This window comes from Chryseobacterium populi (assembly GCF_000282115.1).
GTDB classification, from domain to species: domain Bacteria; phylum Bacteroidota; class Bacteroidia; order Flavobacteriales; family Weeksellaceae; genus Chryseobacterium; species Chryseobacterium populi.
Map to the genome: position 1 here is coordinate 1 of NZ_AKJY01000037.1, position 24432 is coordinate 24432.

The 24432-nt window shown below is 34.4% G+C and carries 26 protein-coding genes; 12 read left to right on the forward strand and 14 right to left on the reverse strand.

Translation table 11 applies throughout. From position 1 onward, the window contains the following. Window positions 1–105: 105 nt before the first annotated feature. The 6 genes from PMI13_RS10985 to PMI13_RS11015 form a co-directional block, all read right to left on the reverse strand. Window positions 106–702, reverse strand: coding sequence for a class I SAM-dependent methyltransferase (locus PMI13_RS10985; protein ID WP_007843625.1), 597 nt, complete (start codon window positions 700–702; stop codon window positions 106–108). 106 nt (window positions 703–808) lie between these two features. Then, entirely contained in the window at window positions 809–1909 is a 1101-nt protein-coding gene (gene gcvT / locus PMI13_RS10990; protein ID WP_007843626.1) for a glycine cleavage system aminomethyltransferase GcvT, read from the reverse strand. A gap of 1 nt (window position 1910) precedes the next feature. Next, entirely contained in the window at window positions 1911–2294 is a 384-nt protein-coding gene (gcvH, locus tag PMI13_RS10995; protein WP_007843629.1) for a glycine cleavage system protein GcvH, read from the reverse strand. 23 nt (window positions 2295–2317) lie between these two features. Then, window positions 2318–3910: a phosphoenolpyruvate carboxykinase (ATP) gene (gene pckA, locus PMI13_RS11000; RefSeq protein ID WP_007843631.1), complete on the reverse strand. Its 1593-nt coding sequence runs from the start codon at window positions 3908–3910 to the stop codon at window positions 2318–2320. A gap of 779 nt (window positions 3911–4689) precedes the next feature. Next, complete coding sequence (locus tag PMI13_RS11010; protein ID WP_007843635.1) at window positions 4690–5409, reverse strand: YoaK family protein; 720 nt, start codon at window positions 5407–5409, stop codon at window positions 4690–4692. Between the two features lie 71 nt (window positions 5410–5480). Continuing rightward, window positions 5481–6506, reverse strand: coding sequence for a PLP-dependent cysteine synthase family protein (locus tag PMI13_RS11015; RefSeq protein WP_007843636.1), 1026 nt, complete (start codon window positions 6504–6506; stop codon window positions 5481–5483). A gap of 316 nt (window positions 6507–6822) precedes the next feature. Here PMI13_RS11015 and PMI13_RS11020 point away from each other — a divergent pair, with 316 nt between their 5' ends. The 8 genes from PMI13_RS11020 (at window position 6823) to PMI13_RS21565 (ending at window position 12758) form a co-directional block, all read left to right on the forward strand. Then, on the forward strand, window positions 6823–7503 hold the full coding sequence (locus tag PMI13_RS11020; RefSeq protein ID WP_007843637.1) for a Crp/Fnr family transcriptional regulator: 681 nt from the start codon (window positions 6823–6825) through the stop codon (window positions 7501–7503). A 639-nt stretch (window positions 7504–8142) separates the two neighbouring features. After that, window positions 8143–9162 (forward strand): sensor histidine kinase, encoded by a 1020-nt coding sequence (locus PMI13_RS11025; RefSeq protein ID WP_007843638.1) that lies wholly within the window; start codon window positions 8143–8145, stop codon window positions 9160–9162. Next, window positions 9159–9938 (forward strand): LytR/AlgR family response regulator transcription factor, encoded by a 780-nt coding sequence (locus tag PMI13_RS11030; RefSeq protein ID WP_007843639.1) that lies wholly within the window; start codon window positions 9159–9161, stop codon window positions 9936–9938. The genes PMI13_RS11025 and PMI13_RS11030 overlap by 4 nt, the downstream gene beginning before the upstream one ends. Window positions 9939–10034: 96 nt before the next feature. Then, complete coding sequence (locus PMI13_RS11035) at window positions 10035–10421, forward strand: hypothetical protein (RefSeq protein ID WP_007843641.1); 387 nt, start codon at window positions 10035–10037, stop codon at window positions 10419–10421. After that, the gene (locus PMI13_RS11040; protein ID WP_007843643.1) at window positions 10418–11491 is read left to right on the forward strand and encodes an alpha/beta hydrolase; all 1074 of its coding nucleotides are present in this window, start codon (window positions 10418–10420) and stop codon (window positions 11489–11491) included. Before PMI13_RS11035 ends, PMI13_RS11040 begins: the two co-directional genes overlap by 4 nt. A gap of 271 nt (window positions 11492–11762) precedes the next feature. Further along, window positions 11763–11939, forward strand: coding sequence for a divalent metal cation transporter (locus PMI13_RS21560; RefSeq protein ID WP_238536303.1), 177 nt, complete (start codon window positions 11763–11765; stop codon window positions 11937–11939). A 334-nt stretch (window positions 11940–12273) separates the two neighbouring features. After that, window positions 12274–12471, forward strand: coding sequence for a hypothetical protein (locus PMI13_RS21685; RefSeq protein ID WP_262483289.1), 198 nt, complete (start codon window positions 12274–12276; stop codon window positions 12469–12471). Then, window positions 12420–12758, forward strand: a complete 339-nt coding sequence (locus PMI13_RS21565; RefSeq protein ID WP_007843648.1) for a divalent metal cation transporter — start codon at window positions 12420–12422, stop codon at window positions 12756–12758. Before PMI13_RS21685 ends, PMI13_RS21565 begins: the two co-directional genes overlap by 52 nt. A 272-nt stretch (window positions 12759–13030) precedes the next feature. Here the strand turns inward: PMI13_RS21565 and PMI13_RS11050 are convergent, their stop codons facing one another. From PMI13_RS11050 to PMI13_RS11080, 7 genes are all read right to left on the reverse strand, one after another. Beyond that, window positions 13031–14398 carry an MBL fold metallo-hydrolase RNA specificity domain-containing protein gene (locus tag PMI13_RS11050; protein WP_007843650.1) on the reverse strand — a complete coding sequence of 456 codons (1368 nt, stop codon included), beginning with the start codon at window positions 14396–14398 and terminating at the stop codon, window positions 13031–13033. A gap of 107 nt (window positions 14399–14505) precedes the next feature. Next, window positions 14506–14925, reverse strand: a complete 420-nt coding sequence (locus PMI13_RS11055; RefSeq protein ID WP_007843652.1) for an Hsp20/alpha crystallin family protein — start codon at window positions 14923–14925, stop codon at window positions 14506–14508. Window positions 14926–14991: 66 nt separating this feature from the next. Next, window positions 14992–15372 carry a Rossmann-fold NAD(P)-binding domain-containing protein gene (locus PMI13_RS11060; RefSeq protein ID WP_051957082.1) on the reverse strand — a complete coding sequence of 127 codons (381 nt, stop codon included), beginning with the start codon at window positions 15370–15372 and terminating at the stop codon, window positions 14992–14994. A gap of 79 nt (window positions 15373–15451) precedes the next feature. Next, entirely contained in the window at window positions 15452–16504 is a 1053-nt protein-coding gene (locus PMI13_RS11065; protein ID WP_007843654.1) for a response regulator, read from the reverse strand. A gap of 21 nt (window positions 16505–16525) precedes the next feature. Further along, a complete protein-coding gene (locus PMI13_RS11070) occupies window positions 16526–17716 on the reverse strand; it encodes a PAS domain-containing sensor histidine kinase (RefSeq protein WP_007843655.1) in 1191 nt (396 codons plus the stop codon). 132 nt (window positions 17717–17848) lie between these two features. Further along, window positions 17849–18724: a universal stress protein gene (locus PMI13_RS11075; RefSeq protein WP_007843656.1), complete on the reverse strand. Its 876-nt coding sequence runs from the start codon at window positions 18722–18724 to the stop codon at window positions 17849–17851. A 7-nt stretch (window positions 18725–18731) separates the two neighbouring features. Continuing rightward, window positions 18732–20102 carry a L,D-transpeptidase family protein gene (locus tag PMI13_RS11080; RefSeq protein ID WP_007843657.1) on the reverse strand — a complete coding sequence of 457 codons (1371 nt, stop codon included), beginning with the start codon at window positions 20100–20102 and terminating at the stop codon, window positions 18732–18734. 581 nt (window positions 20103–20683) lie between these two features. On the opposite strand from PMI13_RS11080, the gene PMI13_RS11085 reads away from it, so the two are divergent. The 4 genes from PMI13_RS11085 to PMI13_RS20645 all read left to right on the forward strand — a co-directional run bounded on the left by PMI13_RS11085 (window position 20684) and on the right by PMI13_RS20645 (window position 24070). Next, window positions 20684–21346: a BON domain-containing protein gene (locus PMI13_RS11085; protein ID WP_007843658.1), complete on the forward strand. Its 663-nt coding sequence runs from the start codon at window positions 20684–20686 to the stop codon at window positions 21344–21346. A 110-nt stretch (window positions 21347–21456) separates the two neighbouring features. Continuing rightward, window positions 21457–22221, forward strand: a complete 765-nt coding sequence (locus PMI13_RS11090; protein ID WP_007843660.1) for an MlaE family ABC transporter permease — start codon at window positions 21457–21459, stop codon at window positions 22219–22221. Then, on the forward strand, window positions 22221–23000 hold the full coding sequence (locus PMI13_RS11095; protein WP_007843662.1) for an ABC transporter ATP-binding protein: 780 nt from the start codon (window positions 22221–22223) through the stop codon (window positions 22998–23000). The genes PMI13_RS11090 and PMI13_RS11095 overlap by 1 nt, the downstream gene beginning before the upstream one ends. Before the next feature lie 11 nt (window positions 23001–23011). After that, window positions 23012–24070: an MlaD family protein gene (locus PMI13_RS20645; RefSeq protein WP_007843663.1), complete on the forward strand. Its 1059-nt coding sequence runs from the start codon at window positions 23012–23014 to the stop codon at window positions 24068–24070. Between the two features lie 84 nt (window positions 24071–24154). Here PMI13_RS20645 and PMI13_RS11105 read toward each other — a convergent pair. After that, the coding region (locus PMI13_RS11105) for an inorganic diphosphatase (protein WP_007843665.1) at window positions 24155–24432 on the reverse strand (278 nt) is incomplete at its 5' end.

Here is a 24432-nt window from a genome sequence, read left to right on the forward strand (position 1 = left end):
TGTATTCTGTTGACAAATCAAGTTTCTCAATATTGTCATTCTCTTTTTTCAATTTACAGAAAAGGCTGTGTTTACCGGTGAATTTTTCGACTCCTTATCTTCCTCTCAAAATACCTTTTCCCAAAAATTCAATAACTTATTGCAAGCGGTATCAACTAAAGTAAAACTGTTGGGAATTTCGTCCCATTTACTCCAATAAGTAACCAGTTTCGTTCCAATAGGTGTTGCGTCAAGCTGTTCCCTCACATACGACGAATAATCGTAATATAAATCTCTATCATGAATAATTGTATCATCAATGGAGCAAGAAGTATCTATATTTTCATAAAAAGAATTAAAAAAATAGAATGCTTCGTACTCTAAAAAAGAGATTTCTTTTATATTTACATTAATAAAATCAACATTATTTATATTGTGTTTATCAGCTATTTTTTTTGATATTTTAGTTAGAGATGCTCTTTGCTCAATTCCATAAAATATACCATCTGTAGAAGCTGCTCCCACAAGACAAAATTTACCCGCTCCGGATCCAATATCCAAGACTCTTCTATTGGTATCATCAACTAAATATTTAGCAGCCATCTTAGCAACAGCAACAGGAGTCCAATGACGTTGTGACAAAGCTTTTATATGTTCAGGATATATTTCATTAAAAGCATTGTCATCAATATCTATATTTAATTTAAGGTATTCAAAAATCATTCTATCATTCAATTATATGCCTCCCAGATTAAGAAATTATTTTACCAATCACGAGTAAAATAAGCAAGATCCAACCATTTGAAAAATTGATATTATAAGAGGCAAGCTATTTTACATTAATAAATGGAAGAGCCACAATTATTGCTTTAGTTGGTTTATTTCTAATATTAATAAAAATTTCATTTCCTACAGCCGAATTTTCAACGGAGATGTATCCCATTCCAATCGCTTTTTTAAGGGTCGGTGACATAGTTCCGGAAGTAACGGCTCCTATAATTTCATGATTCCCATTCCAAATTTCATAGCCATGACGGGGAATTCCCTTATCTTCAATTTCAAACCCTACTAACTTTTTGGATACTCCTTTTTCTTTTTGAATTTTTAAGAATCCTCTATGAACAAAGTCTTTATTAAATTTAGTAATCCAGCCTAGCCCAGCTTCTAAAGGAGAAGTATAATCATCAATATCATTCCCATACAAACAGTAGCCCATTTCCAACCGTAATGTATCTCTGGCTCCTAAACCAATGGGTTCTATTCCTTCTTCTTTTCCAGCTTCAAAAAGAGCTTCCCATATGTGTGCTGCATATCTGTTTTCCACATATATTTCAAATCCTCCTGCCCCAGTATATCCAGTGGCAGACAGTAAAGCATTAGGAATATGCGCTAATTCACCGATAGTAAACGTATAATATTCCATATCTTTCAAACTGATATCTGTTAATTTTTGTAAGACCTGTTCTGCTTTGGGTCCCTGAACCGCTAATAATGAAATAAAATCTGAAATATTACTAACTTGCGCATCAAAGGAATTCTGTCCCTGGATCCAGCTTAAGTCTTTTTCTATATTTGATGCATTGACGACCAATAAATAATCGTCCTGACCGATCATATACACTAAAAGATCATCAACTATTCCTCCGGTATCATTAGGCATACAGCTGTATTGTACCTTTCCCGGAAAAAGTTTTGAAGCATCATTGGACGTAATCTTCTGAATTAATGATAAGGCTTCTTTTCCCTGTATTAGAATTTCTCCCATATGAGAAACATCAAATACCCCCACCTTATTTCTTACAATTTCATGTTCATGGTTTATACCCTTGTATTGAACAGGCATTTCATAGCCGCCAAAATCGACCATTTTCGCTCCCAAAAGATGATGGATTGCATTAAATGGCGTTTTCTTGATTTTTACTGTTTCCATACTATGATAACCCTATTAACGACGTGTATGACTTGGCGGTCAAAAGTCCTTCAGTGTCTGCTAGATTATTGACTTTCATTTTAATCATCCATCCTTCTCCATAAGGATCAGAATTGACTAATTCAGGATTTGATTCCAACTTCGGATTGATTTCCATTACTTCACCGGCAATCGGCAAGAAAAGATCGGATACTGTTTTCACTGCTTCAACGGTTCCAAATACGTCATGCTGCTGCAACTTTTCTCCAAGCGTTTCGATTTCAACATATACAATATCACCCAATTCATGTTGTGCAAAATCTGTGATTCCAATATATGCCATATCATTTTCTATTTTCACCCATTCATGGTCTTCTGTATACAAAAGATTTTCAGGAATTTCCATTTCTATTTGTTCTTTATTTTGATTTATTTATTTTTTTGGACAGGACCTCCCTCTATAATTTCATTATTAGCAAAAGACTCAAACTCTTTAAAATTCTCCATAAACTGAGTAGCAAGATGGATAGCCTTTTGATCATATTGAGAAGAGTCTGTCCAAGTATTTTTTGGATGTAAGATTTCAGAAGGAACTCCTTCACACTGTACCGGCATTTGAAGTCCAAAGACATCATCACTGATGAAATCAACATTTTCTAATTTATTTTCTAATACTGCAGTGATCATAGCTCTCGTGTATGACAGCTTTATACGTTCCCCTACTCCATAAGAGCCTCCAGACCAACCTGTATTAATAAGCCACACGTTTACTTTATTCTCATTTAGCTTTTTTCCTAAAAGTTCAGCATATTTTGTAGGATGAAGGGGAAGAAAAGGTTTTCCGAAGCATGCGGAAAACGTGGTCTGTGGTTCAGTAATCCCCGCTTCGGTTCCAGCTACTTTTGCCGTATATCCAGAAATAAAATGATACATCGCCTGGCCTGTTGTTAATTTTGAAATCGGAGGCAATACACCAAAAGCATCGCACGTCAAAAAAAAGATATTATTGGGAACACCGCCAACAGAAGGATGGATAGCGTTATCTATAAAATCGATCGGATAAGCAGCCCTTGTGTTTTCAGTTACGGAAGTATCATCATAATTAACAATATCTGTTCCCTCAAAAAAACGTACATTTTCAAGCAAGGTACCCTGACGAATTGCCGAAAAAATCTGAGGCTCTTTCTCTTGGCTTAAATTCACACATTTAGCGTAACATCCCCCTTCAAAATTAAAAACATTTTCATGATCCCATCCATGCTCATCATCCCCAATTAATTTTCTGGACGGATCCGCTGAAAGTGTCGTTTTCCCCGTTCCTGAGAGCCCGAAAAACACGGAGGTATCTCCATTCTCGCCAATATTGGCAGAACAGTGCATAGATAGGATCTCTTTCTCATGGGGAAGAATATAATTCAATACCGTAAAAATGCCTTTTTTAATTTCACCCGTATAAGCACTTCCTCCAATAAGAATGATTTTTTTTGTAAAGTTGATAATGGTAAAGTTATGCTGACGGGTCTTATCAGTTTCCGGAACAGCCTTGAAACTTGGGGCAGTAAGAATAAGCCATTCGTGCTTAAATGATTCAAGCTCTTTTTCATTCAGTCTTAAAAACAAGTTATTGGCAAATAAGCTTTGCCATGGGTTTTCCGTGACAACTCTTATATTTAAACGATATTCAGATTTTGCACACGCATAAACATCTTTAACATAAAGATCACTTTGTGAAAGGTGTTCCACTACACGATTGTATAATCTATCAAAATCTTCAGGCAAAAAAGAATGGTTTATATCCCCCCACCAAACGGAATCCTGAGTCTTATCATCCAAGACTACATATTTATCTTTTGGGGAACGTCCCGTAAACTCACCGGTATCACAAGCCAGTGCTCCTGAGTCTGTTATAATACCCTGTCCTTTCCTTAAGGTTTGTGAAATTAACTGTGCTTCTGATAGATTCCAAAAAATCTCTTTTGCAGATAGAATTCCAACCTCCTTTAAACTTTCTAAATGATTCATTTCAAGATCAGTTTTTTACTTTCGAGCAAAAGTACCCTCTTTATCAATAAATTTTTATGATCTATCTCTTTGTAAAATTTGATTTAAGTCAAACTTTTGGGTAATCAAAATAACTTACTTTAATAAAAATTTTTCATTATTTTAATCCCGAATCAATATCGATGATACATATACAAAAAGAACTTACTAAAACAGGATTCAGTATTAATCCGTTAAGCTATATTATCAAAAAAACAAGGAAAATCAGATTTTAATACATTAAAATATTTTTGTATTTTGTTTACACTTGATGACCTAACCATTACTCTTGAAGATCAGACTTATTACATAAAAGGAAACAGCGTTGTGTTTATGGGACCCATAAGAAGTTCTCATTTAATGATTATAAAAAACAGGAAATATATATGTTCTCTTTTTCCTCCCTTTTCAATGAACACCGTTCTAATAATTCTACTTGTCTATATTCGATCTTATTTTCTAATTCAAGAAGGAATATTTTTGTTTTCCCTTATGTTCATGTAACCAAAAATATGATAAGGCATTCGTTGATAGACCAATTCTATAGCTTTCAAAGTAAAAATAAAAAACTTTTTATTTCTGCGGCTTATACAACAATTGAATCCCTAATTCTTGATACATCATTAGCTCTCAATAATAGAACAAACAATACGGCTGAGATCTCAGAGACCAGTACTGATATATTAACATCTTTCAATATGAAAATTAGCCAGAACCAGCTTTCACAGAAATATACATTTAATTTTTGCAAACAGATTAATTCATCTTAATTTTCTTTTCAATACATAATATTTATATAATAACCTATCATACCAGATCACAAAGAAAAGTATTCCGACAGAAAACAATAATGTCTTTATATGAAAAACTTCATAAGTAAAGCCGCCTATTACCCCTCCAGAAAAAAAACATAATACAATTACAATTTTTAACATAATGCTTTTTTTAAGCTGGCTGTACGAAATCGCGTTTCCGTAAAAAAATAATTTGGACATTTCTATTCCCAAGTCAGTAAAGATTCCTGTTAAATGTGTTGTTCTTACAACGGACTGAGATACTCTTGTTACTAAAGAATTCTGTAGCCCCATTGCAAAAAGTAAAAGGCAGGCAATCATATTGGGACTGATTATTATTTTAAAATCGGCAGATAGTCCTATGAAACCCAAAATAAAAATTTCTATTAATAAGGGAATAAAATGAGATTGGAATTTTCTGAAACGGGATATAAATTCTACCAGAAGGCTGGAACTGAAAGCTCCCCCTAAAAAACATCCGATAAATAAAAGGTAGAGTGCTGCATCATAATAATCCTTCAATACTACTTCCTCGGAAAAAAAAGCAAAATGCCCTGTAATGTTTGTAGTTAATATTTTAATTGATAATACCCCTACAATATTGACTGTCCCTGCAACAAAGGAAAGAAGTGATGCTAATTTAATATTATGAAAATAAGTCCTGTTTTTTCCTCTATGTCTAAACATATCTACCCTATTTCGACTGTTACAATAGATACCTCCATATCTGTTACACGATTTTCCTTTTATTTAATTAATTATAATTGGAAAAATTCATCGTAATTATGAACACTGTTGTTGATAAAACCCTGTTTTGCCATCCATTTGTCACTGTACACTTTGGTAATGTATCTTGATCCATGATCCGGATATATTAGAACCACGATATCGTTTTCAGAAAACTCGTGAGATTGTGCATATTGCATCAATGCCTGAGTAACTGCTCCTGTAGTATACCCACCCATAATAGCTTCTTTTAAAGCTATTTCTCGGGTTCTGTAAGCAGACATCTCGTCATTTACCCTTACAAATTCATCTATTTTGTCAAAAAGAAGGGCGGAAGGAATTAAGTTTTTTCCCATTCCTTCGATCTGATAAGGGTGAACATCTTCTTTTTGAATTTCACCGGTTTCATGATAACTTTTAAGAATAGAGCCATCGGCATCTACACCTATCACTTTGATATCAGGATTTTTTTCATTTAAAAATTTTGCTGATCCCGATAAAGTTCCACCCGTTCCAGTGCAGGCAAAAAGGTGAGTAATTTTACCTTCTGTCTGTTCCCAAATTTCAGGTCCTGTGGTTTGGTAGTGTGCATCAATATTTAATTCATTAAAATACTGATTGATGTAAACTGAATTTGGTGTCTCTGAAGCGATTCTTTTAGCAACTTCATAGTAAGATCTGGGATCATCTGCAGGTACATTGGCAGGGCATATGTAAACTGTAGCTCCAAGTGCTTTCAGATAAGCTATTTTTTCCGGCTTAGTCTTGTCACTTACAGCAAGTATACATTTATATCCTTTAAGGATACAAACCATTGCAATAGAAAATCCGGTGTTACCGGAAGTAGTTTCTACAACTACAGAATCTTCTTTTAATAAACCTTTTTTTTCGGCGTTATCTATAATATGAAGTGCAATTCTATCTTTAGTGGAATGTCCAGGATTATATGATTCTAGCTTGGCATAAACGGTTGCAGGAATATCTTTTGTAACAGTATTTAGCTTCACCATAGGAGTGTTTCCTATCAGGCCAAGGATATTATCGTAAACATTACTCATTATTTGTTATTTTCAATAAAAAATAACTGGATAAATAAAAGGTAAAAAATTTAGCTATATCAATATGTATATGAAGGGTACATATTTTTATTTATCCAGTATACTTAAAAATTCGTTATATAATAATTTATCTCTAACTTCTCTTCATTACATTCAGTTCATCTCTTAAAAAGACTTTCTTTCACATTTCAAGAGCAATTTTCTTACTTTTGCAAAAATAATCTGTTTAGAAAGATAACTTGGTGATTTATGTAGGCTTAAAATGTGATTTAAGTTAAATTTTGAGTTCTTTTTCAATATTTAAGAAGTAAAAATTATGGTTTCAAAATTTATTTTTAATAATCAATATCTTTTTAACGAGCTTCCTGAGTATGATAAAAACTTACTCATTACTGCAATGAAAAGTAAAAATTACCGTAATCATGAAGCTATATTTACAGACGGTACAAAGCCCACCGGTATTTACTATTTAAACGAAGGTAAAATAAAAAAGTACAAGGTAGACAATGATGGAAGAGAGCAAATCATTTACATTTACAGTTCGGGTGAATTTTTCGGATACTCTGCTATTTTGAGTAATGAGACTTATGGAGATACCACATTAACCCTTGAAAATTCTGTCATCTCATTTATTTCAAAAGATGATTTTTTAAATATCCTTAATCAGTCACCAGTTTTTTCAAGACTCTTATTAAAATCCCTTAGTCACGAGTTTAGTGTCATGGCTAATCTCATGGCGGTCTTATCACATAGAACCGTTAGAGAACGAGCCGCTCTCAGCTTATTGATCCTTCATGATAAATATGCATCTAACGAGTCCAAAGAAAATGTTTTTATCACATTATCCCGAATTGATCTGGCCAATATGGTGGGGACCGCAAGAGAAACCTTAGCCCGTATTCTCAATGATTTTAAACAAGATAATTTTATCAAAATTGAAGGACGCAAAATACAATTAATCAACATTGAACAATTGGGTCGTATTGCTAATTTTTAAAATCACTGGGAAGACGAATTTTAAGTTTTTCTATTCGTCTCATAAAATCACTAGAACAAAAACTAAGTTCTTTTACATATCTAAAAAATTTGGAAATAATTAAATATAATCTTTAGTTTCATATTCTTTATTTTCTATCTCAAATTTTTCAAGCAAGGGAAAAAAATATAAAATTATGTCAATCAGAATAATATAGAGAATCACTATGTATATTCAGGTACGAAGCATTCATACTAAGGTTAATATGCAAGTAGGTGATTTTAGGAACTATGACGGGGCAATTCATTTTTATACCGAAAAATAATATTTTCCAGAAGAGAAACTGATTTTAACTTTAGGCAGAAAAATGATTTTAAAATAAAAATCAAATCACTGAAATTATTTAAAATCAATAAATTTGTATTTACAGATGAATGGATCAAGCCGACCAGTTCTTTTTATGTCTCAAAATCTTTGATTAATGAGTGTTTCGAAAGATATTTTTACCACCCGATTTAATAACATACTGTAAAATAACAAATAAACTGGATCTTTGAATTGTATAGTCCAATATCCGGATCTCACTATTTCACCCTTAAGTTTTCCAGCTTTATCGATTTGTTTTAGTATCGGTTTTAATATTTTACTTTCTTTGTATGAATGATCAAGAACGAGAGAAAAATATATATTTACAGTGCTCTGCTAATCACACTTGTCGTCAATTCAGCAAAACTGATGGCTCTTAATAGCGATGGGATTATTGCCCGTTACTGGCAGTTCAATATTTGGGAGTATGGTTTTCAGTTTATCTACAATCTGATGTTCTGTCTCGTCTTGTTTTATCTTAATCTTTCTAATGGTAAATTTTTTAGTGGGTTTAGAGAAAATAAACGATATTGGAAATTTTACACATTTAATACTGTAGTGGTTGTAGCAGCTATTATATTGGGAAGCCTAATCCATTCTGTGTGGTTTGGCATTCTCCAGTTTCCGGGAGGCAGAATAAGGGGATATTTTGCCCGGTTTTTGCTCAGCAGTATCATGATTGCCGTAGTAATCCGTCTTATTCTTCTGATGCGTGAAAGCAGAAATAAAGACCTTATCAATGAACAGCTTAACAACTCCTACCTTCAGGCTCAACTGCAACTTCTCCAGGAACAACTAAACCCGCATTTTCTTTTCAATACATTAAGCAGTCTTTCTGCTATTGTCAGAGAAAATCCGCCTTTAGCCCAAAATTATATTCATCATCTTTCCAAAATTTTCAGATATACCCTGCTCCGTTCAGGAAATGATCTGGTAACTCTTGAGAAAGAGCTTGAGCAATTAAAATCCTATATTCAGCTGGTAAAAATGCGGTTGGAAAATACCTTTCAGATGCAGATTACTATTAACGAAAAGAATTTAAACAAAGAGCTTCTTCATTTATCGCTGCAACCTCTGGTGGAAAATGCTATTAAACATAACAAAGCTACAGATTCATCTCCTTTAATAGTAGAAATTTATGAAGAAAATAAATGGCTTGTTATCAGAAACAACCTCCAGCTTACCATGAATGAGGCAGAAGGAACCGGGCTTGGTCTTGTCAACCTGAATGAAAGATACAGGCTGCAATTTCGTCAGGAAATAGAAATCCTTCAAACGGAGCAATATTTCACAGTAAAACTTCCTTTATTATGACACAGAATTTACATATCGTAATTATTGAAGATGAAGCTGCTACTGCAAGAAATCTGGAATATATTCTACAAGAGATCAATCCTGAGGTTAAGATTATTATAACATTACAGAGTATAGCTGAAGCAGTAGACTGGTTCGAAACGAACAATAATACTTATGATCTGATATTTTCAGATATCCGGCTTTCAGATGGGCTATCATTTGAAATCTTCAGCAGAACGAAAATCTCAAAACCTGTCATTTTTGTAACCGCCTATAATGATTATGCTATGGACGCCTTTCGGAACAATGGCATTGATTATGTTTTAAAACCTTTTGACAGGGAAGAAATACTACGGACTTTACTCAAATACAATACTCTTATTGCTGCTGAAGTAAAAAACGAACAGTCTAAAACAAAGTCTTTGCTGCATGAGCTTCAGCATGCTACAAAACAATATAAAAAATCATTTCTGATCCATTATTGTGGAAGACTTATCCCGATAGAAACGGCTAAAATCAATTGGTTTTACACGGCTAATGAAATAGTGTATGCATATCTGGCTGATGGCAGGCAATATGTAGTGGAATTTACACTGGAACAGCTGGAACGTGAACTTAATCCTTCCTTCTTTTTCAGGGCAAACCGCCAATTCATTATCAATAAAACGGCTGTAGATACCGTAGAATATTTTTTTAACGGAAGACTGCTTGTGAAAATACATCCGTTACCGCAGGAGCAGATAATTATCAGCAAAGCAAAAGCCATGGATTTTAGAAAGTGGCTGGATCAGTGATTTCACCTTTAAATTTAGCCGGTTCACCTTTTTTTCTATTAAAGTAAATAGTGGGTATTGCTACATTTGTTTCATTAAAAATTAAAATTTTCCAAGATGCTTTTAAAACAAAAAAAACACTGGCCGTTTTTTGTAATGGCATTTCTATGCATGCCATTTATAAATGTATCGGCACAGGCAAAAAAATTAAAGGACAATACTCCGGAACAGCGTGCAAAGATGCAGACGGAATGGATGACAACTAAACTGGCTCTGAATACTTCACAAATTCAGCAGGTTTCTGAGCTTAACCTTCAATATGCCAAAAAAAATGAACCTATTATTCAGAGTAATAAAGATAAGCTCTCTAAATTCAAAAAACTGAAAGCCTTACAGAAAGAAAAATCTGATGCCCTCAGCCAAATTCTTGATACGGAACAATACAAAAAGTATCAGGAGATTAAAGATCAGATGGTTCAAAATTTAAAAGAAAAAAGAAAATGAAAAAACTATTATATCCATGGGCGATGATTATTTTTATTACTACTTCAGCATGTTTTCAGAGTACCAGCGATAATGAGGACACCCCTACACCTAGCGTTAGTGGTACTTTTCAGGGACCTATACAAAAACCAGTATCTGGATATGGTGCAGATGGAAGCTATGAAGTGGCTGAAATTGATTTTAATAATCCACAGTACGCTGGAACACAGGTTTCTGTTTTCTATCCTAAAGGAATTACTTCTCCCAGACCTACTATATTCTTTTCACACCCGTTTGGCGGTGAGGATAAAGATTATAATATAGAGTTGTATAACTTTATCGCAAAGAAGGGTTATGTTGTAGTATTTGTACCTTACCGTACAATCGATATCAGTATTGATCATCGTTACCAAACCCTTTGGGAAGGCTTCGTAAAAGCGGCCACAGATTATCCCAATATTATTGATACTCAGAAAGTAGGATTCATGGGACATTCTTTTGGCGGCGGAGCAACCATTGATCTTGCCTATAAAGCGTTTACGGAAAAAGGTTGGGGGCAAAACGGACGTTTTCTTTTCACTATGGCTCCATGGTATTCTTTTAACTGGAACAGTTCATTAGCTACTCAACAGCAATTACAGAGTTTTCCTGCCAATACCAAAATGATTACCCAGGTTTATGATGAAGATGATGTAAACGATCACAGGATAGCAATAGATATCTTTAAAAATATTAATATTTCTAATACTGAAAAAGATTTTATCTACTTTAAATCATCTACTGTTAACGGATACAATTACGTAACTGATCACGTTTTGCCAAGTTCACGTAAAGCTTTTGATGCATTGGACTATTATGGGGTATATCGTCTTTTGGATGCCATGATGGATTACAGCTTTAACGGCAATGCCAATGCTAAAAATGTGGCTTTAGGCAACGGTTCCGCTGCGCAAATTACCATGCCTTCCTATAACGGACAATCAATGGCTCCATTGGAAGTCACGGATAATCCCACTCCTAAATATCTGCAAGTCAAATATCAGTTTCCATGCGGAAGTAGTACAAACCCAAGAATTTCCTACTGTAACTAACAGCTTTCTTTGAAAAAAATGTACTGTAAATAAGAATTAAAAAGACTTTCCAGTTATTTGAAAAGTCTTTTTTAATTCTCAAAGATTATCTATTTCAGTGAGCCGGGTTTCATACAAAAAATATGATCAATTAATAGTATACTGTATTGAAAAACAAATTAGCAATGTCTGTCAAAGATAATATTGAAAATCAAACAAAAAAAATTAAAAAATTCTTTGGTCTTCTAGGTCCCGGACTAACAACGGGGCTGCTGATGACGATCCTTCGGGTATTGCTACCTATTCTCAAACAGGAGCTCAGTTTGGTTATGGTCAATTATGGACAGCTCTTTATATGCTTCCATTTATGATTGCCGTACAGGAAGCCTGTGCAAGAATAGGAATGGTTACGGGTAAAGGGCTTACAGGAGCTATCAAAGAACATTACAGCAAAAAAAATACTCTATAGCTCTGTAGGATTAGGATTGGTTGTCATTGCTAATACGATCAATATTGGAGCGGATATCGGAGCTATGGCAGCTGCTACACAATTAATTATTCCTTCTGATATTATTACACTAATGCTGTTTTTTACTGTTAGTATACTTACTTTAGAGATTTTTACCAGTTATCGGGTGTATTCAAAAGTTCTTAAATGTTGGCATTATCTCTTCTTGCCTACCCTCTTACAGCTTTCATTATTGACCAGCCATGGAAAGAAATACTAAATTCCTCATCTTGAATTTTCTTTCAATTTTCTTTCCATAATCACCGGAGTTTTTGGGACAACTATTACACCTTATATGTTTTTTTGGCAGGCATCTCAGGAAGTGGAAGAAGAAAATAAAAGAGGTCTGATGCACGATGGAAGACCCAGCATCGGGTGGTGTCATATTCATGCAATGAGAAAAGATAATAATATAGGCATGATTATCTCTGAATTTACAACATGGTGTATTTTATATTGGTTGGAGGAACCGTTCTGCATAGTGCTCATATAACGGATATTAATACTGCGGCTGATGCAGCAAAGGCTTTAGGGCCTTTAGTACAGTCATTTCCAAATTCAGAGCTGATATCAAAAATCATATTTGCCAATGGAATCATTGGGCCAGGATTGCTTGCAGTGCTAGTTATTTCAGGATCAGCATCTTATACTGTTCCAGAAGCTCTCAACTGGAATTCCAGTTTAGATCTGAAATTTACAAAAGCAAAAGGCTTTTATATGGTAATTATTATTTCCACACTTATTGGCCTGTGTATGAATTTTATTGGGATAACCCCTTGAAAGCCCTTGTTTACACCGCAGTTCTCAATGGTATAGCAGCAGTCCCCCTCTTGTTTCTGATTATCCGGATATCTGCAAGTGAACGTATTATGGGAGAATTCAAAAGCAGGTGGCTTTCAAAAAGTTTATTATAGGCAACTTTTTTCTTTATGGCTACAGCATCGATTGCTATGTTTTTTACGATCTAAAATAAATCTGCAAATAATAATGTTGGCGGCATATTAACTTCCATGGAATAAATTTTAGATTAATTAAACAATATCATCTCTATCTCAACACACCACTTCCATATCTTTTATCAAAATTTTAACCGGTATTTTCAAATCTGTCTGGATTTTTACCCGTAATGCTTCCAATGCGGAGGGCTCACCATGAACCAGCATGATCTGCTGAGGCGGATTCTTATATTTTTTTATCCATTCTATCAGTTCAGATTGGTCAGCATGGGCAGAGAGCCCTGTTAATTCAACAATATTTGCCTTCACTGGATAATATTTTCCGTGAATTTTTAATTCGTACGATTCATTAAGCAAGGCCCTTCCGCGAGTACCTTCTGCCTGAAATCCAACAATCAACACTGTATTCCGGCTGTTTCCTATATCATGTTTTAAATATTCAAGTACACGTCCTCCTGTCAACATACCACTTCCTGCAATAATTATTTTACTTTGTTTATCATAAACGATTTCCGCAGTATTTGCATATTCTCTGTTAATATGAATAGTCTCAATAATCTCCAGCCACTTTTCTTTATCGACAGTAGTATATTCAGCATATTCAACCATAATATCAGTGGCTGAAGCTGCCATAGGGCTATCCATTATTATCGGAAGGGTACGGGGTATTCTGTTTTGTTCCTTGAGCCGATAAAGAATATAAATAAGCTCCTGTGCTCTGCCAACAGCAAAACTCGGAATAATTACATTTCCGTGGTTTTTAACAGTAATATTGATCCAATGCTCTAAACTATCATACAAATTGGTATTATCATGAAGCCTGTCTCCGTAAGTTGATTCCATCACCAAAAAATCAGCTTTGGTGAAAAAATCAGGTGGTGGAAGAATAGCACTGTGGCTACGCCCTATATCTCCTGAAAAAATTATTGTTTTATCAAAACATACAATTTCTACTGAACAAGCTCCAATGATATGACCACAGGGCTGAAATCTGCACTCTATGTTATTACTTAATTGTATGCAGGTATTTTCCTTAACAGTAAAAAATTGTTTAAAAGATTTTTCAGTATCATTTATCGTGTATAGGGGTTTTGCAGGATTATGCTTACTGTAATGATGATAGTTTGCTTTTTCTGCATCCTCTTCCTGTAATTTTGCACTGTCAAGTAAGATTAATTTGGCCAGTTCCTTCGTGGGTTCAGTCATGTAAACTTTACCTTTAAATCCGTTTTTTACAAGAAGAGGAATATACCCGCAATGATCCAGATGGGCGTGGGTAAGAATGACAATATCTATTTCTGCTAAATCGATACTTAAAGATTCCCAGTTTTGTTCACGAAGCGCCTTTACCCCTTGAAACAACCCACAATCAATTAATATGGTAAGCTCCGAGGTTTTTAGCAAATGCTTAGATCCGGTAACTGTCCCCGCTCCTCCAAGGGATTTTATAATCATAGTATTCATCTCTTTATTTTTATCCTGTTGCTCATTTGAGAACGGTCTTGACCATAAGACATTAGATTACATTTTTCAATTGAACAACAGGTTTTATAAATTAATAGTGAAAAAAATCAACGTATTTTAATCTCTTTTACCTCTCTTTTATCCAGATTAGTTTTACTGATTGTAATATTTAATAATCCGTTTTTATAATTGGATTTTATATGCCCTAAAGTAATGTTTTCCGGTAAACGGAAACTGCGGGAAAATGAGAAAGCAGAAAATTCTTTTCTTACAAAATTTTCCTTTTCTTCTTTTTTCTCTATACTTTTTTCAGCACTGATAATAAGTGATCCGTCCTCCACAGCTACCTTAAAATCTTTTTTCTTAAAGCCCGGAGCTGATACTTTGATCTTATAGACACCATTCCTGTCAATGATATTAATGGAAGGCTCCATTTTCATTGATTCATCTAAAAATCCATCCTTATTCCAGAACTCTTCTATTACACGAGCCGTTGGAGATTGACTGGTTTTTTCTAAAGTTTTCATAATAAAATTATTTTAGTTTAATACTCCAAAGGTATTATGTGAACAGCATTCAGCCCATGATTTCAGTTAGAATTTCACATGATCCTGGTCACTATTTCCCCAATTATCTAAGGTTTCAATAATCAGGGAAGCAGCAAGTCTTGGATCTGAGCATTTAATAATTTTGTATTGTATTCCAGAATTTTTAATAATGGATAAATCAATAAAAAACTCTTCCATCGATTTTAAAATGAGGTATGGTATTCCCAATGAAATAAGTTTCAGGATAAAACTATGTGAAAGTTGATTTTCCTGATTGATGGTAATGACAGCATCTTTTGCCTCTGCAAAATGAACTGTAGTTTCATTCAAAGGATCTGTTATGATGGTAATCTTGTGTGTTTTACGATTAGCCAACGCAAGAATCTCTTTTTCTTTCTGATTTATATTATAAACTATCACTTTCATAATGCCTTTTGAATAATCAAATGTATAGAACCCAATAGAACTATTCAATGTATAAAATCATTATAAAAAGTGACAGATATTAGTTTTTTAATTTTTGAAGACGTGAAACGTCCAGTATCGTAATCCTGCCCGCATTTCTATCTATTAAATTTTCTTCTTTAAAATCACTTAGAATTCTGCTTACCGTTTCAATAGCCATTCCTGCCATGGAAGCAAGGTTTTCCCTTGAGATCTCAAAATTTTCAGTATCCCTATATTTACCATGCAGTTTAAGCAGTACCTCTGCCATTCTTTTTCTTACTGAAAAATAGGCAAGCTGCAATAGCTGCTCCTCATGGCTGATAACATTTCCGGCAAGAATTTTAATAAATTTTTCTGCTACATCAGGATATTTGTAAAACAATTGGTCGATAACCTCTCTGGGAACTGAGCATAGGGTGGCCTCTTCCAGAACTTCTGCAGTTTCTTTGTATTCCTTTCCAGCAAATAATGAAGTAATGCCAAAATAATCTTCAGCGCCATATACTCCTGTCATAAATTCCTTCCCATCTTCTGTCATTTTTGTTGTTTTTACAGAACCGGATATCATTAAATATACCGTGCTTGCTGCATCTCCTTCATAATATATCACCTGCTTTTTTTTATAAGACTTAATTTTCCTTTCATTAAACGCTTTCTGCAATTCTTCAAGTCCATGTGATGCCTGAAATAAATTGGTGATTTGAGTAAGATTGGAACTATACATATTTCTCTGTCGTTCCCTTTTTTTCAGACGGCTTTCTATGGCATTCAAAAGTTCTATATCATCATAAGGTTTGGTAAGATAATCATCTGCCCCCATTTCTATCCCTTTCCTTATTTCAATCCTGTCTGCTTTTGCCGTTATGAAAATAAAAGGAATAAGCGCAGTATCTTCTCTTTTACTCAGAAGATGCAGTACACCATAGCCGTCAAGCTCCGGCATCATGATATCACACAGTATGATATCCGGAATATATTTTATGGCCAGATCTATGCCCTGTTTACCGTTAGAAGCCTGATATACTTCGTAGTTGGCAAGTTCAAGGATCTCAGAAGTACTTTCACGAATGTCCTTATTATCCTCTATGATCAGTATCTGTATTTTTTTCATCTCAACTCAATTGGAATATTATTATAAATTTTTAGGAAATGATAAAGTAAACTCAGTTCCTTTACCGAATATGCTTTCAAAATGTATTTTCCCATCCATAAGACCGACATAGCGTTGCACAATATTCAAACCTAAGCCGGTTCCGGGAATATTTCCGGTATTATGAGCGCGGAAAAATGGCTGAAAAAGAGCAGAATGATCATCTTCAGGTATCCCTATTCCATTGTCCTTTACTGAAAATATGTATTGATTTTCTTTTATTTCTGTGGAAAATTCAATCAATGTATGTTCTCCGGAATATTTTATAGCATTACTCATCAGGTTCATCAGACAATTCTTCAATAAATTTTGATCTAAATTTATTTCACTTTCTGATCCTGTGTGTTGGTAAATTATGATTTGGTCTTCTTTGGTGATAAGCTGCATTTCTTCCGTAAGTTCTTCTGAAAACTTGATAACATCAAATAGGCAGTGATTGGGATGTACAATCCCTGCTTCCAGCTTTTCCAATGAAAGAAAATCATTGAGAATGCCGTTCAGACTCCCAATAGCTGTCTTTATTTTATGAAGGTGCTTTACAATCTGGAGACTGTCCGAAACCTGAAGGTATTTCTCTATCAAAATAACAGACAGCTGCATAGAACTTAAGGGAGTACGAAATTCATGAGATGCCATAGATACGAAACGGCTTTTCATACGGTTCAGCTCTTTTTCTTTTTCCAGAGATACATTCGCCTCTTCCTTCGCTTCTTCCAACTCACGAAGCATTTTTTTTAACGATTTTGTACGGTTTTCGACTAATTCTTCCAGCTCCAAAGTATAATTTTTAAGAAACTCTTCCGCTTCTTTTTCTTTGGAAAGATCATGGATAAATCCTGTGTAAATAATTCTTTCCTGGAACTGAACCTCACTTACTGCAAGCCTGAAAGGAAATTGTGTACCATTTTTTCTTAATCCTTTTACTTCTCTTCCTTTTCCAATGATTTTTTTTTCGCCGGTATTCTGATAATTGAGTAAATAACTATCATGCCGGCTCCTGTCTGGTTCCGGCATTAATACTGAAATATTTTTTCCGATTAATTCTTCTTCTTTGTAGCCAAATATTTTTAGTGCAGAAGGATTCAGGCTTGCTATTATCCCTGTGTCATCAATGGTTATAATACCGTCAATAGCCGTTTCAATAATGGCTTGTAACAGTTTGGCACTTTCCATAGTTATCGTATTATGCAGCTATATAAAGTTATAAATTTTAGCATAAAAAACATACACGAACTATGAAAAACATTCGCATATTCAACATTCACTGTATTTTAGACAGCTTTTTTAACAATTAATTTCAAATATTCAAAAATGAACATGACCATTTTCAGGAATGGTTAATAATGGAATTTCTAATTCGGAAGCCTGTCTCGTGGCATGACTACCAAGAAATAGTCTTTTGAAAAAACTTTTGTCATGATGTCCCATCACAAGCATATCGACGTCTTTATGTTTTAATATTTCCAAACCATAATCTATATTTTCACTGTATATGCAGTTGTAGCAAATTTTACCATTCAGGTTCTTTAGAAACACCTCTTTTTTATGCTCATAATCAACATCCTGGATCACATCATTATCACTCTGGATAATATGGGTAATTAAAAGCTCAGCATCAAAGTATTTGGCAAATTCAATTAATAATTGAGCTGTTTTTATATCTTTTTTATTAAGATCTGTGGCAAAAGCTATTTTGTTCAATCCATTATATTTATGGTTTTGGGGAATTAAAAGGAGTGGATATTGGGTGTTATCAATCATTTTAAGACTGTTACTTCCAAAAAAGAAACGTGTAAGCACCCCTGCTCCCTTCATGCCCATAACAATCAGTAGCGGCTTTTTATCGGCTGCCATATTGTTGATCACATGAACGGCGTCTCCTCCCTCACATTCATAATATATTGAAGGATGAAATGGAAAGACCTCATTTCCCCATACAACTTTTTCTCTGTCTTCCAGCACCTTTGCCAACTTTTTAAGTTCCTTTGTATTTTCTTCCTGTAAAGCCGGGTATTCATACAGTGACCAGGCAGTCTGCCCAAGCATAGGACTTTCAATAGGTAATCCAAAGGCATGACATAAATCAATATTGGACTTCAGGGCATTGGCCAAATGCAGTGCATAAAAAGCGGCATTCCTCGCTGGCTTTGAGTAGTCTGTGGCAACTAAAATCGTTCTCATAATCTGATTATTTGTTTTGGTTAAACATATTTTCTAATGAATCATCTAAATGATAGATATCTTTATATAATACAGGCTTTCCATCCATTATAAGACAGGTCAGATAGGTTATAATAATCGGAACAGGTTGCTTTAGAACGAAATCTTTCCTTTTATACTCTGACATTGCATTTTCCAAAACAGGAATCCTGTTTGCAGAATCATCGTTTTTTAACATGAGAGCTGCGAGCTCTTTAGCATTCTCAACACGAATGCACCCGTGACTTAAAGCTCTTTCATCTTTATTGAACAATTGTTTCTGAGAAGTATCATGGAGATATATTCCATAAGAGTTTTCAAATCTAAAAACCACCGCTCCCAATGCATTATCACAACCGGATGACTGTCTTACACTATATCGATAGGGATTTTGACGGATCTCTTTTAGTTTCGATGAACTTATTTCAACTTGACTCCCGTTTTTATCATAAACTGAATAATGATGGTTCTCTAAATATTGAGGACTTTTTAAGATTTTAGGCAGCATCTCTTTTACAAAAATACTTTGAGGGACCTTCCAGTCAGGCGCAGTTGTAAAATAATTAATACTGCTCCTCAAAACTGGTGTTTTAGTGGTTGGCTTTCCTATAATCACTTTAAAATCAAACACATCATCCCGGTGATAAAGTTTCAATGTATAGGAAGGAATATTTACCAGAATATAGGAAGTATCATTCGTATCAATCCATCGTAAACGCTCCATATTGATGATGATTTTTTCAGATTCCCTTTGTGGAGCTATACAGTCATCTTCCTCATAGAGTGTATTTAAATAGCTCTGGAAGTCCGTGTATTCTTTTATTTTAGGCTGAACCTTAAGGATTGTCTTAAGAAAATCTGTCTGCTGTCTTGCATTCAGCAGTATATCGTCGGATCGAAATCCATTAATATCATTGGAATCAATATATGATGATTTGTATAAAGGGTTGTATTTTCCTAAATGCATGTTATTGATGAAGGTGATAAGAGCGTCCGTCATCAGAATATCGAACTCAGCTTTCTCCCTTTGATTCTCTTCAACAGAAGTACCCCGCAACTTTCTTAATTTCTGAAGAGAAATGGCATCCCAATGATAATCAGATAAAGACAGACCAAATCGATAGGAATATTCCAACAGTAACATTGCAGTTTCAGACTGATCTGATTTCTCTGCGGTTATCCACGCATATTCATAATTATTTCCGGCATAAAATCTAATAACCGATTGGGGATAATGCAGCTTTGAGAGAGTAACATTGTCTTTAAGTAAAGAAGTAATCTCGTTCGTTGTTTTCAAATCCTGAGCTTGTGTGATTAATGTAAAGCAAAGAATAATGGTGAATGTTAAAAAAGCTTTCATAACCTGAAGTTTATGCCACAAATTTCCAAATTAACATACTGTCAAATAATGACTGCCATCACTAAAAAAAATGATATCGCTATACTTTAATCTATTTTTTATCAAAGCTCTCCAAATGCTTACTATAAGTAAATCGAGTTCAAATTTTATGCATTCAAAAGGTTGAATTGATGAACTGATCAGGATCATTTTTCGCAGTGATACCTGTCATATTATTTCTCATGCAGGTTAGTGACCTTTGGGATGAATTAATATAAAGCATTGCCATGAAAAAATACAATATAACAAGCTTATCATTTTTACATCATTTATATGCGCAGTATTTTTCAATGCCTGCAGTTCCACTTATATAGCAAGCAGTTGGCAGGAATAGGCTTTGAGCAACAGAATTAAAAAGGATGGTTTTGATGCTGCGATATAATGAGGCTTATTGATGTTGCTTAGACTGTTATCAAACTTGCACATCAGAATAAAATCGCCTGAAAATCAATTAATTAAAAAATGATATAAGAATTTGATGTAATTATAAAATTCTTCCAATTAGCAAACTTTAAACAATTTATTAATCCAAAAAGATTGAAATGAAAACAAATGCAGAATTACAAAAAGATGTTCAGGATGCCATTCTATGGGAGCCTTTGCTGCATTCAGCAGAAATTGGTGTTATTGTAAATAACGGAATCGTTTCCCTTACAGGTAACGTGGACTGTTATGCAAAAAAACTCCAGGCTGAGCATGCCGCAAAAAATGTTTTAGGGGTAAAGGTTTTGGTAGAAGATATCGAAGTCAGATTACCGGATCCCCGGTCAAAAACCGATGTCGAAATCGCCAGTGAAATTATAGCTGCATTTAATGCAAACTCATTTATTCCACAAGAAAAAATAACAGTAAAAGTAGAAGATGGATGGATAGATCTGGATGGTGAAGTATCTTGGGAGTACTTAAGGGAAATTACAGAAAATGCCGTCAAGTATCTTCCCGGCGTCAAAGGTATTTACAATAATATTATCATTAACCCCGAAATCCGGAACACTGTTGAAAAGAGTGATATTGAAAGGGCACTTGACAGAAGTTCGATCGATAATAGTGAAATTAGCGTATCCGTATCCGGAACAACTGCCACATTAACAGGGACGGTACACACCTGGCATCAAAAGGAGGAAGCTGGCCGTATTGCCTGGAAAACGCCTGGTATACAGGATGTAAAAAATAAGTTAGAAGTAGATTATGAGTATGATTTATAGCTATTAGGTCTGTGCCCATTTTCTAAGCATTGCAAGCCACCGGTTTTGTCGATCGGCTCAATCATATTGATCATAAACAAAAGACACTGGAATATTTTAAATGCAACATCGTGAAAACCTATTTTAAAAATTACCTTAGCATCGCAGGCAATACAGTTTTATTCTCCCTGCACTTTTTTAAAGAAATTTTCAAACCGGGATTTGAGTTTAAAGAGTTTATACGGCAGTGTTTTGTTGTTGGTTACCAGTCATTGCCATTAGTAACGATAACAGCTTTTATCATGGGATTGGTCCTTACTATACAGTCACGTCCGGCTATGGCAAGGTTCGGTGCAGAATCTATGATACCCGGTATGGTTTCACTGTCATTAATAAGGGAAATTGCACCGGTAATTACGGCTTTGATTTGTGCAGGAAGAGTTTCGTCAGGAATTGGAGCAGAACTGGGTTCTATGAAAGTCACAGAACAAATTGATGCCATGGAGGTTTCAGCCATCAATCCTTATCGGTATCTGGTAGTAACCAGAACTCTTGCTACAACATTAATGATTCCTGTTTTAGTACTATATGCCGATCTGATTGGGATTATGGGCGGCTTTGTCGGCATCAATATGCATAGTGAAAGCAATATTGAACATTATTTCTCCCATGTATTTCAATCGCTAGAATATGAAGACATTTTACCGGCTGTCATTAAAACGTTCTTTTTCGGATTTTTTATTGGAATTATTGGTTGTTATGAAGGATTTAATGCTTCGGGGGGAACTAAAAGTGTAGGAAAAGCGGCAAATTCAGCCGTAGTTTCAGCATCATTGATCATTTTTATCATTGATCTTATTGCAGTACAGATAACCGACTTATTTTTTGAATTATAATGGAAAATAGGGAAAAATTTACAGCCAAGCATAATGAATTACAAAACTGCAAAAAATTGATAGAATTTAAAAATGTTTACAAATCATATGGCAGTAATAAGGTACTGAATGGCATCAGCTTTACCATTAAAAGAGGAGAAAACCTGGTCATTTTAGGAAAATCGGGCTCAGGGAAGTCTGTTACTGTTAAATGTCTTGTAGGTCTCACCAAAGTTGATAAAGGAGAAATATTTATATCAGGAAAGGATATAACAAAATTGGATGAGGAAGGACTCAACCGGATCCGAATGAAAATTGGTTTTTTATTCCAAAATGGGGCATTATATGATTCAATGACGGTCAGGGAAAATTTAGTTTTTACATTGCAGCACAATAATAAAATGCTTACCGAACAGGAAATAGAAACAGCTGTTAAAGAAGCGTTACAAAACGTAGGACTGGAGGAAGCGATTGACCTATTGCCGGCAGAACTCTCAGGAGGAATGAGAAAGAGAATCGGGCTGGCAAGAGCACTAATCATTAAACCGGAAATTATCATATATGATGAGCCGACCGGAGGCCTTGATACCATCACAGCTCGTGAAATTATCGGGCTCATTCGAAATATCAAACTAAAATACAATACCTCATCCATTATTATAACACACGATTTAACCTGCGCAAAATATACCGGTGACAGAGTCATCGTCCTTAAGGACGGTCTAATTAAAGCTGAAGGCAGCTATAAAGGCATAGAGAATAATGCCGACAATTGGGTAAGATCTTTTTTTGAGAAATAAATAATTCAGTCATGAACAACGAGTCATCAAACAACTGGAAATTGGGAATTTTTGTCACCGCTGGCATCCTTCTTTTCATAGCAACCATCTACTTTATTGGTGTCAACAGAAATTTATTTGGCTCTAATTTCGTTCTTCGCTCAGAATTTAAAAACGTCAGCGGATTAAAGCAAGGCAGTAATGTCCGACTTTCCGGAATCAACATAGGAACGGTCAGCAAAATAGATTTTATTTCAGATTCATTGGTTTTGGTAAAGTTATTAATCAGAAAGGATGTTCAGAAATACATTAAAACTGACGCAGTTGCCAGCATTGCATCAGACGGATTAATGGGTGATAAAATCCTTATTATTACTCCCGGCCCCCAATCTAACATCATAGTGAAGGATAATGACATAATTACCTCTTATAGAACAATTGAGATAGATGATATACTCTCGAGTGTAAAACAAAGCACCGACAACGCCAAAGCAATTACTGACGAGCTCGTTGAATTCAGCGGTAATATGAATAACAAGAATAGCTTATTGACAAAAATAATGGCCAATAAAGATTTCGCCTCGAGAATTGACAGAACCATAGAAAATTTGCAATTAAGCTCTCAAGAACTGGTAAAATTCACATCCGTTCTGAATAATAAAAATGGAACTGCATCAAAAATATTTACCGATAAGAAATGGTCAGATAATATTGAAAGCAGCATTTCTAATCTGCGGAACAGCTCCCATGAAATCAGTATGTTCACAAAAAAACTAAATGATAAAAACAATGTGTTTTCTCAATTATCTTCCAACGATTCTTTAGCTCTTTCAATAGAAAAGACACTGATCAATCTTGAAAAAAGCTCTGATGATCTTACTCAATTTACTTCGAAAATAAATAATGATGAGAATGTATTATCGAAACTTACAAACAATTCTAAACTCGGGAATTCTGTAGATTCTATAATCATTAATATTGAAAAAGGTGTCGGTGAATTGAGGGAAATAGAATCTGCGGCTAAGAATAATTTTTTACTGAGAGGTTATTTTAATAAAAAGAAAAAAGAAACCGAAAAACAAAAAAAATGATTGCTACTCATCCATTCAAAAGTATGATTCATTTATTCTTACACAATGCCGATGTATTACTAAGATACACAGAAAAGAACCCAGTTAAATATTTTGTTTGATTTCTTTGATATATATCATTAAACTTTCTTCAATACAAGTGAAAGCTTCTTTCTTATTTTTGAAACCAAATACCTGTACTGTTTTCCCTTCTAATTTTTTATATTCTTCAAAAAAATTCTGAATCTCATTAATGGTATAAGCCGGCAGATCTTCAATATCATGGATATGCAGCAGAGAAGAATCATTTTCAGCCACCGCTATTATTTTAACGTGAGTTCGATATAAGAAATTATACATTACTATAGAAAAAAGCGGAAAAA

Coding starts and splice junctions, on each gene's coding strand:
- PMI13_RS10985 (WP_007843625.1), bottom strand. CDS start 702: ATGATTTTTGAATACCTTAAATTAAATATAGATATTGATGACAATGCT.
- gcvT (WP_007843626.1), bottom strand. CDS start 1,909: ATGGAAACAGTAAAAATCAAGAAAACGCCATTTAATGCAATCCATCAT.
- gcvH (WP_007843629.1), bottom strand. CDS start 2,294: ATGGAAATTCCTGAAAATCTTTTGTATACAGAAGACCATGAATGGGTG.
- pckA (WP_007843631.1), bottom strand. CDS start 3,910: ATGAATCATTTAGAAAGTTTAAAGGAGGTTGGAATTCTATCTGCAAAA.
- PMI13_RS11010 (WP_007843635.1), bottom strand. CDS start 5,409: ATGTTTAGACATAGAGGAAAAAACAGGACTTATTTTCATAATATTAAA.
- PMI13_RS11015 (WP_007843636.1), bottom strand. CDS start 6,506: ATGAGTAATGTTTACGATAATATCCTTGGCCTGATAGGAAACACTCCT.
- PMI13_RS11020 (WP_007843637.1), top strand. CDS start 6,823: ATGGTTTCAAAATTTATTTTTAATAATCAATATCTTTTTAACGAGCTT.
- PMI13_RS11025 (WP_007843638.1), top strand. CDS start 8,143: ATGATCAAGAACGAGAGAAAAATATATATTTACAGTGCTCTGCTAATC.
- PMI13_RS11030 (WP_007843639.1), top strand. CDS start 9,159: ATGACACAGAATTTACATATCGTAATTATTGAAGATGAAGCTGCTACT.
- PMI13_RS11035 (WP_007843641.1), top strand. CDS start 10,035: ATGCTTTTAAAACAAAAAAAACACTGGCCGTTTTTTGTAATGGCATTT.
- PMI13_RS11040 (WP_007843643.1), top strand. CDS start 10,418: ATGAAAAAACTATTATATCCATGGGCGATGATTATTTTTATTACTACT.
- PMI13_RS21685 (WP_262483289.1), top strand. CDS start 12,274: ATGTTTTTTTGGCAGGCATCTCAGGAAGTGGAAGAAGAAAATAAAAGA.
- PMI13_RS21565 (WP_007843648.1), top strand. CDS start 12,420: ATGGTGTATTTTATATTGGTTGGAGGAACCGTTCTGCATAGTGCTCAT.
- PMI13_RS11050 (WP_007843650.1), bottom strand. CDS start 14,398: ATGAATACTATGATTATAAAATCCCTTGGAGGAGCGGGGACAGTTACC.
- PMI13_RS11055 (WP_007843652.1), bottom strand. CDS start 14,925: ATGAAAACTTTAGAAAAAACCAGTCAATCTCCAACGGCTCGTGTAATA.
- PMI13_RS11060 (WP_051957082.1), bottom strand. CDS start 15,372: ATGAAAGTGATAGTTTATAATATAAATCAGAAAGAAAAAGAGATTCTT.
- PMI13_RS11065 (WP_007843654.1), bottom strand. CDS start 16,504: ATGAAAAAAATACAGATACTGATCATAGAGGATAATAAGGACATTCGT.
- PMI13_RS11070 (WP_007843655.1), bottom strand. CDS start 17,716: ATGGAAAGTGCCAAACTGTTACAAGCCATTATTGAAACGGCTATTGAC.
- PMI13_RS11075 (WP_007843656.1), bottom strand. CDS start 18,724: ATGAGAACGATTTTAGTTGCCACAGACTACTCAAAGCCAGCGAGGAAT.
- PMI13_RS11080 (WP_007843657.1), bottom strand. CDS start 20,102: ATGAAAGCTTTTTTAACATTCACCATTATTCTTTGCTTTACATTAATC.
- PMI13_RS11085 (WP_007843658.1), top strand. CDS start 20,684: ATGAAAACAAATGCAGAATTACAAAAAGATGTTCAGGATGCCATTCTA.
- PMI13_RS11095 (WP_007843662.1), top strand. CDS start 22,221: ATGGAAAATAGGGAAAAATTTACAGCCAAGCATAATGAATTACAAAAC.
- PMI13_RS20645 (WP_007843663.1), top strand. CDS start 23,012: ATGAACAACGAGTCATCAAACAACTGGAAATTGGGAATTTTTGTCACC.